The organism is Ramlibacter sp. (genome assembly GCF_035548915.1).
In the GTDB taxonomy this organism is placed as follows: Bacteria; Pseudomonadota; Gammaproteobacteria; order Burkholderiales; family Burkholderiaceae_C; genus Ramlibacter.
In genome coordinates, this window is the sequence record NZ_DASZSE010000003.1 from 46,452 (window position 1) to 61,484 (window position 15,033).

Annotated in this window: 1 protein-coding gene; it reads right to left on the reverse strand. The window is 67.4% G+C overall.

The features are described from left to right. Positions 1-109: 109 nt before the first annotated feature. Positions 110-15,004, reverse strand: a complete 14,895-nt coding sequence (locus tag VHA82_RS00575) for a VCBS domain-containing protein (protein WP_325539179.1) — start codon at positions 15,002-15,004, stop codon at positions 110-112. Positions 15,005-15,033 lie beyond the last annotated feature (29 nt).

Consider the following 15,033-nt stretch of genomic DNA (forward strand, 5'->3'; position numbering starts at 1 on the left):
CCGCAACGCAAGGTTGCCGGTTACTTCAAACCGCGCCTCGCGGCGCGCCCTTTGCCGTGGCCGCCCTCCCCGATGGGCAGAGCGGCCACGTGATACTTCCAAGGTTTCTCTACACGATCGTCACCGCGTTCAGGACCGCCCCACCGAGCGTGATGCCGTTGACCGCGTTCACCCCCACCAGATCCACGAGCACATCCAGACCGTTGGCGCTGCCATCGTCCGTGCCCTGTGTGAACAGGAACGTGTGATTCGTGGACCCGAACTTCGCGAGGAACACCACGGTCGTTCCCGCATTGCCGATGTCGTTCGCCTGCAGGTAGTCCACCGCGGCGGCCACCGCCGCGGGCGTGGTGAGCGAAAGCGCGGCGGAGAACGTGTTCTGGTCGTCGAACGACATCACGCCGTTGGCCGCCACGCGGTCGCTCATGATGTGGTGGCCGCCCACCGTGAGCGACGAATCCGCTCCGTTGAACCCGCTCGTCGTCGCCGCGAGCGTGATCGAGCCGCTCAGATCGATGCGGTCGGTGCCCCCGAGCTTGAAGTCGGTGATGACGTCGTAGCCCGTGACGGTTCCCGCGTTGCCGCTGCCGCCGAGGGCGAGCGTGGAGTCGCCGGCCGAGAAGTAGAACGTATCGATGCCCGCGTTGCCGGTGAGGATGTCCGCGCCGTTGCCGCCATCGATGAAGTCGCTGCCCGAGCCGCCGGAGAGCGTGTCGTTGCCGCCCGCGCCGTACAGCGCCTGCGGGATGCTGCCCGCCGTGCCGATCGACTCGTCGCCGGGCGTGCCGAACGCGAGGTACAGCCCGAGCGACGTCGAGGTGGTGCCATCCGTCACCTGCAGCAGGCCGCTTTCGACGCTGATCGCCGAATTCGAAAGGCTGGTCGTGCCGCCGTTGGAGACCGGATGCGACGAGAACGCGCCCGTGAGGGTGAGGCCGGACGTGTCCACGTCCGCCACCGCGAACGACACGCCGTAGGGGGTGATCGCAGGCGGGGTGAGAACGATCGGCGCGTCGTCGACCGGGTGCACCGTGATCGTGAGCGTCTGCTGGCTGGACTGGCTGGACCCGTCGGAGGCGACCAGGTTGAAAACGTCCGAGAGGTCGGACCCGGCCGGCAGGCCGTTGATCGTCATCTCGTTGGGATCGTAGAGATACGCGCCGGACATTTCGTTCAGGTACAGCCGGCCGTACGTTCCCGCGAACGACATCGTGTAGCCCGGCAGGAAGCTGTCCGGCGTGGCGCCGACGATCTGGTGGTGGAGCGTTCCCGAATCCACGTCGGTCACGTGCAGCGAGCCGGTCACGTTGGCGAACGCGTCGTTGGCGGCCGTGTCGGAGACCGTGGCGCCCGGCACCGCCGCGAGAATCGGCGTGTCGTTCGCCCCGGTGATGAGGACGGCCAGGTTCTGCGTCTCGCTCGTCGCGCCGTTGTCGGCCCGGATCGGGAAGCTCACCTGCGGGTTGGAGCCGGCCTGCAACGCGTTGATGGTCGCGTCGCTCGGGTCGAACATGTAGGCGCCCGTGCCCGAGTTCAGGTACAGCGTGCCGTAGACGCTCGTCTGCGACCAGTCGTAGTCCTCATCGCCCGTGAAGACGCCATCGGGCAGGGTGAATGTCGTGCCGGGCCCCGCGGTGGCTGTCCCCGTGAAGTCCCCGCTGTCGAACGCGTCGCCGTCGGACGTATCGGCAATGGTGAGCGGACCGCCCACCGAAAGCGTCGGGAAGTCGTTGGCGCCGGTGATGTCGATGACGAGCTGCTTCGTGTCGCTCGCCCCGTGCTCGTCGCTCACGGTCATGTCGAACACGAGCACCGGGTTCTCGCCTGCGTTGAGCGCGTTGATGGCGGCATCGTCCGCGATGAACTGGTAGCTGCCGTCGGACGCGTTCAGGTGCAGCGTGCCGTAAGGCGTCGCCACGGCCTGGTCGAAGCCCTGCAAGGTGTCGTTGTCCGCGTCCGAGACGCTGTAGCTGAGGACGTGCAGCGCATCCGCGTCGCTCGCCACCAGCGTGCCGCTCACGATGCCGAAGACATCGTTGGCGGGCGTGTCGTGCAGGGATGCGGACGCGGGTGCCGTGAGCACCGGCGCGTCGTTGGCGCCCGTGATGGTGACGGTGAGCGTCGCCGACGCCGCGATGGCGCCGTCGTAGGCGGACAGCGTGAACGTTTCGCTCGCGGACTGGCCCTCGCCGAGGCCGTTCATGGCGTCGTCGTTCGCCACGTACGAATAGGCGCCCGTCGACATGTTCACGTGGAGCGTGCCGTAGGTGCCCGTGCGATAGACGTCGCTGCCGCTGGAGCCGCTCGCGCCGCTCAGGGAGTAGCTCTGGATCGTCGAGTCGACGTCGCTCGCGGTGATGGTGCCCCTGGCGTCGTCGAAGTCGTCGTAGGCGCCGGTGTCGCCGTAGGCGAGCGCCTCGACGGTGTCCACGATCGGCGCGTCGTTCACGCCGACCACGTGGATGGCGATCGACTTGGAATCGCTGAACGTGCCGTCGCTCACGGAGACATTGAAGGTCACCGTGTCGAAGACGCTGTTGTGCAGCGCGTTGATCGCCGCCGAATCCGGGGCGAAGAGGTAGTCGCCGTTGGCGGTGTTCAGGTACAGGCGGCCGTACGCGCTCGCCACCGACACGTCGTAGCCCTCGAGCGTATCGCCGCTCGACTGGCCCGCGACGCTGTAGGTGAGCGATGGGTTGTCGACGTCCGTGCCCACGAGCGTGCCCGAGATATCCGCGAACGTGTCGGTGCCCGACGTGTCCGTGAAGGTCGGCGCACTCTCGATGGTCGCGAGCGTCGGCGCGTCGTCGGCGCCGTGGATCGTGATCACGATCGACGCCGTGCCGGAGCCGCCGTGGCCGTCGTCCACGGTGTACGTGAACGTGTCGGTCAGCATGTCTCCGACGTTCAGGGCATCGACGGTTTCGTTGTCGTTGTCGACGCTGTAGGCGTAGCTGCCGTCGGCGTGGATCAGGATCGTGCCGAACGCGCCGTCCACGACCGCGCCCACGAGACTGTCGTCGCCGTCGACGGCGCTCACGAAGAGATCGGAGGCGCCGTTGTCGGGGTCGCTGTCGTTGTCGAGCACGTTGCCCATGGCGCCCATGCCCACCGCGAGCGTGCCGGCTTCGTAGGCATCGCCCGCGTCCGCGACGGCCGTCGGATCGCTGTCGGTGCCGTTGATCGTGATCGTGAGCGTCGCGATGCCGGTGGCGCCGTGCTCGTCGCTCACGACGTACTGGAACAGGTCCTCGATCGAGTCGCCCGAGGTGAGCGACTTCACGATGTCGTTGCCGTTGTCGAGGAGGTAGCTGTACGAGCCGTCCTGGTTGATCGAGAGCGTGCCGTATTCGCCGGCGACCTCGCTGCTGGTCGAGGTCGGGACGGACGAGTCGTTCACGAGGGTGATGGTCAGCGTGTGGCTGTGGTCGATGTCGCTGTCGTTGACAAGCAAGTCGCCGGTGACGGCTGTCGCGCTGCCTTCGGTGACGGCGTTGAAGTCGTCCGCGCCGACGGGCGCGTCGTTGTGGCCCGCGATCGTGATCGTCACGGACTGCGTGACGAAGCCGCCTTCGCCGTCGCTCACGGTCACCGTGTAGATTTCCGTGTGGATTTCGCCTTCGGCGAGGTCCTGGACGATGGAGTCCACGCCGTCGGTGCCGTTGGCGAGCGTGTAGGTCCAGTGGCCGGTGCTCGAGTCGATCGAGAAGGTGCCGTAGGAGCTCGCGCCGCCGCCCAGGTAGGAAAGGCCGCCGCTGTCGGCATCGTGGCCGGTGATCGAGCCGGTGGCGGTGAGGGTGAGGTCCTCCTGGACGAAGCCGGTGGTGTCGGCGGTGAGGATGGTCGGGGCGTCGTTGGCGCCGAAGATCGAGATCGTGAGCGTTGCGCTGTCGAAGCCGCCGTCGCCGTCGCTCACGGTGTAGGTGAACGTGTCGGTCAGCGAATCGCCCGCATTGAGCGCATCCACCAGCGGGTTTTCGTCGTCGACGGAGTAGGTAAAGGTCCCGTCGGCGCCGATCGTCACGACGCCATAGCTGCCCGCGACTTCGCTTCCCACATTCCCGCCCGCGCCGTTGACCGCGCTCACGCTCAGCTCGCTCGCGCTGTTGTCGACGTCGTCGTCGTTGGTGAGCACGTTGCCCGATGCTTCTTGGCCGTCGTTCACTCCGTCTTCGAACGCCGACGCGCCGTCATCGAACGCCACCGGAGCGTCGTTCGCGCCGTGGATGGTGATCGTGAGTTGCGCCGTGTCGCTCGCGCCATCCGCATCGGCCACCGTGTAGGTGAACGTGTCGGTCAGCGTGTCCGTGCTGTGATGCAGCGCATCCACCGCCGCATCGGCGTTGTTCACCACGTAGGTGTAGCTGCCGTCGCTGTTCAAGGTCAGCGTGCCGTGCGAGCCCGCCAGGCCCGTGCCCACGTTGCCGCTGGAGCCCCCCACCGCGCTCACGCTCTTGCTGTCGCCCGTGTCCACATCGGTGTCGTTACCGAGCACGTTGCCGGTCCCATTCGAGCCCGGCGCCACACCCGCTTCGGTCGCGCTACCGCTGTCGTCCACGCCCACCGGTGCATCGTTGGCACCATGGATCGTGATCGTCAGCTGCGCCGTGTCGCTCGCGCCATCCGCATCGGCCACCGTGTAGGTGAACGTGTCGGTCAGCGTATCGGTGCTGTGATGCAGCGCGTCCACCGCGGTGTCCGCGTTGTTCACCACGTAGTCGTAGCTGCCGTCGCTGTTCAGGGTCAGCGTGCCGTGCGTGCCTGCCACGCCGGTGCCCACGTTGCCGCCAGTGCCGTTTACCGCGCTCACGCTCTTGCTGTCGCCCGTGTCCACATCGGTGTCGTTCAGCAGCACGTTGCCCATCGCGTCTTCGCCAGGCACCACGCCCGCTTCGATCGCGCTTCCGCTGTCGTCCACACCTACCGGCGCGTCGTTCGCACCATGGATCGTGATCGTGAGTTGCGCCGTGTCGCTCGCGCCATCCGCATCGGCCACCGTGTAGGTGAACGCGTCGGTCAGCGTGTCCGTGGAGTGGTGCAGCGCATCCACCGCCGCATCCGCGTTGTTCACCGCGTAGTCGTAGCTGCCGTCGCTGTTCAGGGTCAGCGTTCCGTGCAACCCCGTGACCTCCACCCCGACGTCATCGCTGGAGCCGCTGACTGCGCTCACGCTGCGGCTGTCGCCCGCGTCCACGTCCGTGTCGTTGAGCAACACGTTGCCCATCGCGTCTTCGCCCGCCACCGCGCCGTCTTCGGTCGCGCTGCCGCTGTCGTCCACGCCCACCGGCGCATCGTTGGCACCATGGATCGTGATCGTCAGCTGCGCCGTGTCGCTCGCCCCATCGGCATCGGCCACCGTGTAGGTGAAGGTGTCGGTCAGCGTGTCGGTGGAGTGGTGCAGCGCATCCACCGCGGCATCCGCGTTGTTCACCACGTAGGTGTAGCTGCCGTCGCTGTTCAAGGTCAGCGTGCCGTGCGAGCCCGTCAGGCCCGTGCCCAGCGTGCCGCCCGTGACCGCGCTCACGCTCTTGCTGTCGCCCGCGTCCACATCGGTGTCGTTACCGAGCACGTTGCCGGTCGCATCCGAACCCGGCGCCGCCCCAGCTTCGGTCGCGCTGCCGCTGTCGTCCACACCCACCGGCGCATCGTTCGCGCCGTGGATCGTGATCGTGAGTTGCGCCGTGTCGCTCGCGCCATCCGCATCGGCCACCGTGTAGGTGAACGTGTCAGTCAGCGTGTCCGTGGAGTGGTGCAGCGCATCCACCGCCGCATCCGCGTTGTTCACCGCGTAGTCGTAGCTGCCGTCGCTGTTCAGGGTCAGCGTTCCGTGCGTACCCGCCAGGCCCGTGCCAAGCGTGCCGCCCGTGACCGCGCTCACGCTGCGCGTGTCGCCCGTGTCCACGTCCGTGTCGTTCAGCAGCACGTTGCCCATCGCGTCTTCGCCAGGCACCACGCCCGCTTCGATCGCGCTTCCGCTGTCGTCCACACCCACCGGCGCGTCGTTCGCACCGTGGATCGTGATCGTGAGTTGCGCCGTGTCGCTCGCGCCATCCGCATCGGCCACCGTGTAGGTGAAGGTGTCGGTCAGCGTGTCCGTGCTGTGATGCAGCGCATCCACCGCCGCATCCGCGTTGTTTACCGCGTAGTCGTAGCTGCCGTCGCTGTTCAGGGTCAGCGTTCCGTGCAACCCCGTGACCTCCACCCCGACGTCATCGCTGGAGCCACTGACTGCGCTCACGCTGCGGCTGTCGCCCGCGTCCACGTCCGTGTCGTTGAGCAACACGTTGCCCATCGCGTCTTCGCCCGCCACCGCGCCGTCTTCGGTCGCGCTGCCGCTATCGTCCACGCCCACCGGTGCATCGTTCGCACCGTGGATCGTGATCGTGAGCTGCGCCGTGTCGCTCGCTCCATCCGCATCGGCCACCGTGTAGGTGAACGTGTCGGTCAGCGTGTCGGTGCTGTGATGCAGCGCATCCACCGCCGCATCGGCGTCATCCACGACATAGGTGTACGACCCGTCACTGTTGACCGTCACGCTGCCATAGGCAGCCGTGACGGAAGATCCCACATTGTTCGAGACGCCATCGACTTCGGTGACCGAGAGACCGGAATGCGGCGTGTCGGGATCGGTATCGTTGTCCAGCACGTTGCCGATCGCGTCTTCGCCGGGCACCACACCAGCCTCGATAGCGCTGCCGGAGTCGTCCGCGGCCACCGGCCCATCGTTGGCACCCTCGATCGTCACCGTGAGCGTCGCGGAGTCGAATCCACCCAACCCATCGCTCACCTGATAGGTGAACGATTCGATCAGCGTGTCGGACGTGCCGAGCCCCTGCACGGCCGGGTTGTCGTTGTCGACGACGTACGTGTACGAGCCGTCGGATGCGATCGTCACGGCGCCGTAGGAGCCGTCGACGGCCGCGCCTACGTTGCCCGCGAGCTCGTTCACTTCCGTCACCGTGAGGCTCGCGTGGGACGTGTCGACGTCCGTGTCGTTCGCAAGAACGTTGCCCGTGGCGTCGAAGCCATTGCCGGACCCGTTGGCAAGCGCCGTGCCGCTGTCGTCCTGCGCCACAGGCGCGTCGTTCGTGCCGTTGACCGTGATCGTCACCGTCTGCGTCGCGCTCGCGCTGTGCTCGTCCGTCACCGTGACGGTGAAGGTCTCGGTGAAGCTCTGGCCCTGCGCCAGGTCCTGGTGGTTCGCGTTGTCCAGCGTATAGGTCCACGCACCCGTCGTCGCATCGACGGCCAGGCTGCCATAGGAACCCGCGCCGCCGCCGGCGTAGCCGAGCACCGCGCCGTCATCGACGTCGCTGCCCATCACCTGGCCGCTCGCCGTGATCGGCCCGTCCTCCGTCACGCTGCCCGTCTGCGGATCGCTCGTGATCGTCGGCGCGTCGTTGGTCCCCTGGATCGTGATCGTGACCGTCTGGGTTCCGCTCGCGCTCAACTCGTCGTCGATCTCCACCGTGTACGTCTGCACCAGCGTGTCGCCCTGGCCCAGATGCTCGATCTCGCTGTTGTCGACGTCGAAATGCCACACTTGCGAGCCGCCGTAGCCCTCGTCTTCGCTGACAGTCCCGTTCAGGGAGAACGTGCCCACGTAGTCGACCGGCTCCGCGCCCACCACGTGCGCCGTGTGCGACGCGCCGTTGTCCACGTCACGGAACACGAGCGTGCCCAGCGTCCCGACGCTGCCGCCCTCGGTGCCCGTTCCCACCACGCCGTTGTCCTCCTGGACCGTTCCGGCGATGTCGCTCGTGTCCGGATTGATCCACGGCGCGTCGTTGAGGCCTTCCACCGTGACCGTCACCGTCTGGGTGGCGTTGCCGCCGTTGCCGTCGCTCACCGTCACCGTGAAGGTCTCGCTCACGGTCTCCCCCTCGGCGAGGACCTGCACCGGATTGTTCGTGTTGTCCGTGCCGTTTTGCAGGGTATAGGTCCACGCGCCGGTACTGTCGTCGACGGCGAAGATGCCGTAGCTGCCGGTCGCGTTGCCGGTATAGGCCAGCGTGTCGTCGCTGTCGACGTCGCTCGCCGTCACCTGGCCGCTCGCCACGAGCGTGGTGTCTTCCTGAACCTGGCCCGATTGCGCCCCGCTCGTGATCGTCGGCTCGTCGTTCGTGCCGTTGATCGTGATCGTCACCACCTGCGTGGCTTCACCGCCATGGTGGTCGTCCACCGTCACCGTGAAGCTGTCGGTGAGCGTCTCGCCGACACCGAGCGCGTCCACGGCGCCGCTGTCGTTCACGGTGTACTCCCAGTCCGACACGCCGCCGCCCACACCGAACGTGGTGTCGAGCGAGCCGTCCGGATGGAGCCGCGCGAGCGCGAAGTCGTTGTTGGCGCCGGCGTCGCCGGAGCCGGTGAGCACGATCCGCCCTTCGCCGTCCAGCGAGACGGAGAACACGAAGTCGTTGCCGCTTCCGATGTCGATCAGCACCTTGCCCGTGCCATTGAATGACGTGTCGAGCGTGCCGTCCGAATTCAGGCGGATCACGGCCATGTCGTAGTCCGTGCCGTTGAAGCTATGGCCGGCGACGACGATCTTGCCGTCCGGCTGGATCACGGCGCTGGCGCCGAAGTCGTCGCCGCCACCGATCGGCACGATCACCTTGCCCGTGCCGCCGAAGCTGGTGTCGAGCGCGCCGTTCGAATCGAGCCGCACGACGGCGAAGTCGTAGTTGCCGCCGTTGGACGCATACCCGGACAGCACGAGCTTGCCGTTCGTCTGGACGTCGAGCGATGAGAGCACGTCGTCCGACGAGCCCACCGGCACGGTCACCTGGCCGGTGCCGCCGAGCGACGTGTCGGGCGACCCGTCCGAGTTGTAGCGCAGCACCGTGAAATCGCGGCTTGGCCCGTAGCCGGCGTAGCCGCCCACGAGGATGTCGCCGCCGGCGACCAGCACCAGCGACGCGATGTTCGTGGCCGCCACCGAAACGATGCCTCCCGTGCCGAAGTCCGCATCGATCGAGCCGTCGCCGTTCAGCCGCACGAGCTGCGCGTGGCCATGCCCGTTGTCGTAGCCCCCGAGCAGGATCTTGCCGTCCGACTGGATTTCCAGCGTGCTCACGCCGTCGTCCGAGCTCCCCATCGGCAGGGTCACGGTGCCGCTGACGCCGAACGTGTCGTCCACCGACCCGTCCGCATTGAGCCGCGTGACGACGAAGTCGTCGTTGGTGCCGTTGGAGGCCTGGCCGCCCAGCACGATCCTGCCGTCCGACTGGATCGCGAGTGCGTAGGACTCGGCGTCGCCCGATCCCACGGGCAAGAGCACCTTGCCGGTGCCGCCGCCGAACGTCGTATCGAGGCTGCCGTCCGAGTGCAGGCGCACGACGCTGAATTCGTTCGTGCCGCCCACGCTGCTCCATCCGGCCACGACCATGCGGCCGTCGCCATCCGTCACCATCGTGCGGCCGGAATCGTTCTGCGTGCCCACGGGCACGAGCAGCGTGCCGGAAGCGTTGCCCACGAGGCTCGCGGTGCCATACGTGGCCGCGCTCACGCTTACCGTCGGCTCGTCGGTCGCGTCGACATCGCCATAAGTCACGTCGCCGAAGGTCGTGCGCGCGCCCGGGTTGTCGTCGCCTTCGCTCACGGTGCCGGAAGAGTCGGCCGTGAGCGTCGGGTCGTCGTTCGTCCCATGGATGGTCACGGTGACCGTCTCGGTCGTGCTCGCGCCGTGCTCGTCGCTCACCGTCACCGTGAAGGTCTCGATCACGGTCTCGTCCACCGCGAGCTGCTGCACCGGGACGGACTGGCCGTTCACGCCGTTGTCGAGGGTGTAGCTCCACGCGCCCGTGCTCGCGTCCACCGCGAAGCTGCCGTAGGCACCGGCCGCCGTGCCGCTGTAGCCGAGCGTCGCTCCATGGTCCACGTCGCTGCCGGTCACCTGCCCGCTCGCGGTGAGCGTGAGGTCTTCCGTCACGCTGCCCATCTGCGTGCCGCTCGTGATCGTCGGCGCATCGTTCGCGCCGTTCACGGTGACGGTCACCGTCTGCGTCGCGCTCGCACCATGTTCGTCCGTCACGGTCACCGTGAATGACTCGGTGAAGCTCTCGCCTTGCGCGAGGTCCTGGTGGTTCGCGTTGTCGAGCGTGTAGGTCCACGCCCCCGTGCTCGCGTCGATCGCGATGTTGCCGTAGACGCCGCCCGCGCTGCCGCCGTAGCTGAGCGTCGCGCCGTCGTCCACGTCGCTGCCGGTCACCTGCCCGCTCGCGGTGAGCGTGCCATCCTCGGTGACGCTGCCCGTCTGCGGGCCGCTCGTGATCGTCGGCGCATCGTTCGCACCATGAATCGTCACCGTGAGTGTGGCCGTGTCGAATCCGCCCGCCCCGTCGCTCACCTTGTACGTGAACGAATCGGTCAGTGTCTCGCTGCTGTTGAGCGCATCGACCGTGGCGTCGAGGTTGTCCACGACGTACGTGTAAGACCCGTCGCTCTCGAGCGTGATCTGCCCGTAGGAGCCATCGAGACCCGTTCCAACGTTGGCGCCCGCGCCGTCGACCTCGGTCACCGACAGGTTGCCGTGCGGCGTGTCGGGATCGGTGTCGTTGTCCAGCACGTTGCCGATCGCGTCTTCGCCCGGCACCACACCGGCCTCGGTCGCGGAGCCGGCGTCGTCCGCGGCGACCGGCGCGTCGTTGGCGCCCTCGACCGTCACCGTCAGCGTGGCGCTGTCGAATCCACCCACTCCGTCGCTTACCTGGTAGGTGAAGGTTTCGATCAGCGTGTCGGTCGCACCGAGCGCCTGCACGTCCGGGTTCTGGTTGTCGACGACATACGTGAAGGAGCCGTCGGAGGCGATCGTCACGGCGCCGTAGGAGCCGTCGACATCCGCGCCCACATTGCCCGCGAGTTCATTCACTTCCGTGACCGCGAGGCTCGTGTGGGACGTGTCGACGTCCGTGTCGTTCGCGAGCACGTTGCCCGTGGCGTCGAGGCCGTTGCCGGACCCGCCGGCAATCGCCGTGCCGACGTCGTCCTGCGCCACCGGCGCGTCGTTCGTGCCGTTGACGGTGATCGTCACCGTCTGCGTCGCGCTCGCGCTGTGCTCGTCCGTCACGGTGACCGTGAACGTCTCCGTGAAGCTTGCGCCCTGCGCCAGATCCTGATGATTCGCGTTGTCCAGCGTGTAGGTCCACGCGCCCGTGGTCACGTCGACGACGAGGCTGCCATAAATGCCGGTGCCGCCGCCGCTGTAGGCGAGCGTCGCGTTGTGATCGACGTCGCTGCCGGTGACCTGCCCGCTCGCGGTGAGCGTGACGTCTTCCGTCACGCTGCCCGTCTGCGTTCCGCTCGTGATGGTCGGTGCATCGTTCGCGCCGTTGACCGTGATCGTCACCGTCTGCGTCGCGCTCGCGCTGTGCTCGTCCGTCACCGTAACGGTGAACGTCTCGGTGAAGCTCTCGCCCTGCGCCAGGTCCTGGTGGCTCGCGTTGTCCAGCGTGTAGTTCCAGGCACCCGTGCTCGCGTCCACCACGATGCTGCCGTACGTGCCGCCGGCGCTGCCGCCGTAGCTGAGCGTCGCGCCCTGGTCGACATCGCTGCCCGTCACCTGCCCGCTCGCCGTGAGCGTGCCGTCTTCCGTCACGCTGCCGGTCTGCGCACCGCTCGTGATCGTCGGCGCGTCGTTCGTGCCGTTCACGGTAACGGTCACCGTCTGCGTCGCGCTCGCGCCATGTTCGTCGGTGACGCTCACCGTGAACACTTCGGTGTGGCTCTCGCCTTGCGCCAGATCCTGGTGGCTGGCGTTGTTCAGCGTGTAGCTCCACGCGCCCGTCGTCGCGTCCACGGCGAGGCTGCCGTACGCGCCCGTGCTGCTGCCGCCGTAACTCAGCGTCGCACCGTGATCGACATCGCTGCCGGCGATCTGGCCGCTCGCCGTGAGCGTGCCGTCTTCCGTCACGCTGCCCGTCTGCGCGCCGGTCGTGATGGTCGGTGCGTCGTTCGTGCCGTTGACGGTGATCGTCACCGTCTGCGTCGCGCTCGCGCTGTGCTCGTCCGCCACCGTGACGGTGAACGTCTCGGTGAAGCTCTCGCCCTGCGCCAGGTCCTGGTGGCTCGCGTTGTCCAGCGTGTAGCTCCAGGCGCCGCTGGTCGCGCTCAGCGACAGGCTGCCGTACGTGCCGGTGCCGCCGCCGCTGTAGCTGAGCGTCGCGCCGTGATCGACGTCGCTACCCGTCACCTGGCCGCTGGCGGTGAGCGTGCCGTCTTCGGTCACGCTGCCCGTCTGCGTGCCGCTCGTGATGGTCGGCGCATCGTTCACGCCGTTGACAGTGATCGTCACCGTCTGCGTCGCGCTCGCACTGTGCTCGTCCGTCACCGTGACGGTGAAGACTTCGGTGAAGCTCTCGCCTTGCGCCAGGTCCTGGTGGCCGGCGTTGTTCAGCGTATAGGTCCACGCGCCCGTCGTCGCGTCCAGCGCGAGGTTGCCATAAGAGCCGCCGCCACCGCCGCTGTAGCTGAGCGTCGCGCCATGGTCGACGTCGCTGCCCGTCACCTGCCCGCTCGCCGTGAGCGTGCCGTCTTCCGTCACGCTGCCGGTCTGGGTGCCGCTCGTGATGGTCGGCGCGTCGTTCGCGCCATTCACGGTGATCGTCACCGTCTGCGTTGCGCTCGCGCTGTGGTCGTCCGTCACCGTGACCGTGAAGGTCTCGGTGAAGCTCTCGCCCTGCGCCAGATCCTGGTGGCTCGAATTGGCCAGCGTGTAAGTCCAGGCGCCGCTGGTGGAGCTGACCGCGAGCGATCCGTAGCTGCCCGCACCGCCGCCGCTGTAGCTGAGCGTCGCGCCCAGGTCGACATCGCTGCCGGTCACCTGCCCGCTCGCCGTGAGCGTGCCGTCTTCCGTGACGCTGCCGGTCTGCGCACCGCTCGTGATCGTCGGCGCGTCGTTCGCGCCGTTGACGGTGACCGTCACGGTCTGCGTGGCGCTCGCGCTGTTTTCATCCATCACCGTCACGGTGAAGGTATCGATGTAGGTCTGGCCCTGCGCGAGGTCCTGATGATTCGCGTTGTCGAGCGTGTAGCTCCACGCGCCCGTCGTCGCGTTCACGCTCAGGCTGCCGTACGTGCCCGTGCTGCCGCCGCCGTACGTGAGCACCGCGCCGTGGTCCACGTCGCTGCCCGTCACCTGGCCGCTCGCGGTGAGCGAGCCGTCTTCCGTCACGCTGCCCGTCTGCGTGCCGCTCGTGATGGTCGGCGCGTCGTTCGCACCTTGAATCGTCACGGTGAGCGTGGCGGTGGCATATCCCCCCTGCCCGTCGGTCACCTGGTAGGTGAACGTGTCGACGAGTGTTTCGCTCCCATTCAGGGCGTCGACGTTCGCATTGTTGACGGTGTAGGTGTAGCTGCCGTCGGACTGGATCGTGACCGAGCCGTAGCCGGGTCCGTTGCTCACGGAAGTGCCCACATTGCCCGACGAGCCGTTCACCTGCGACACGCTGAGCGTGCCGAGGTTGGGGTCGCTGTCGTTGGTGAGGACGTTTCCGGAAGGATTGACGCCCGCGGACGTGCCGGCCTCGGTTGCGTTTGCCGTGTCGTTGTTTGCCGTGGGGTTGGCGTTGACGTCGAGCGTCACGGTGCGCGTCACCGGCGTGTCGGCCCCGCCGTCGGCGGCGACCACGGTGAACGTGTAGCTCTTTTGCCCGTGCGTGTAGTCGGGGTTGTCCTTGAGCGTCACGACGCCCGTGCTGCCGTCGATCGTGAAGTGCGTGTAGTCGCCCGACGATTGCAGCGAATAGGTGACGGTGGCGAGATGGTCGCCGTCGTGCGCCTGCGCCGTGTAGACGCTCTGGTTCGCGCCGCTCTGGTCGTTGACCGCCGCCGTGGTGCCCGAATCGAACACGATCGGGAGATCGTTCAGGTTGTTGACGTTCAGCGTGAACGTCTCCGCGGTCGAATTGCCGAGGTGGTCGGCGACGAGCAGCGTGAACGTGTAGGTCGGCGAGTGGGTGAGGTTCTCGTAGTCGAGCCCCGAAGTGAGCGTGACCGTGCCCGTTGCCGAGTTGACGTTGAAGTACTTGTAGTCGCCCGTCTGCTGCAGCGTGTAGGCGACGTTCGTGTCGTCCACGCTCGTGACCACCACCAGCGTGCCCGTCGCGTTCTCGTTGATGGAGCCGACCAGGTTGTCGACCGGGCCGCTCGGCCCCACGTATTTCCAGTGGAGCGTCGGCGCCGTGAAATCATCCAGCTGCAGGATGTTCTTCAGGTCGTCGATCATGTGGTTCGGCGTGCTGCCGTCCCAGCCCTTGCCCACGTCGATCGCGAATTCGGCCGAGCTGTCGGCGTCGTTGCTCGCCAGCACCAGGCCCGTCGTGCCGTCGTAGCGCACCTGCCCCGCGGCGTTGAGGGTATCGAACGTGCTGGTGGCGATCCACGTGAGCCGTGTGTCGAAATTGCCCCACGTCCCCGCCTTGAAGGAGCCGCCGACCGTGTCGCCGTCGAGCAGCCTCAAGTCGATGTGGTCGCCCGTCGCCGAGACCGTCGTCCACGTCGCGTCCGTGATCTTGTCCCAGCCGCTGGTGGAAGGCGACTCCGTCCAGTCCTTGTAGAGAAAGGTGTCGTTGCCGCTGCCGCCCGTCATCACGTCGGCGCCCAGCCCGCCGATGATGGTGTCGTTGCCGGTGCCGCCATCGATCGTGTCGTTGCCGCCCAGCGCGTCGATCGTGTTGTCGTTCTGGTTGCCGAAGATCGTGTTGGCCTGCGAGTTGCCCGTCGCCTTCAGCGCGCCGCTGCCCGCGGCGAGCGACAGGGTCTCGACGTTCAGCGGCTGCGTGTAGTCCGCCGAGGCGATGACAAGGTCGGCCTTGTCGCTGCCCGTCTCCGAAATGCTGTCGTTGCTGTTGTCGACGTAGTAGGTGTCGTTGCCGGAGCCGCCGACGAGGGTGTCGATGCCCCCGCCGCCATCGAGCGTGTCATTGCCCGCGCCGCCGCTGATCGAGTCGTTGCCGCTGCCACCGAGTAGCGAGTCGTTGCCGCTGGTGCCATTGATTGTGGTCATGAGATCCCCTCCAGAACGGGATGCCGCCG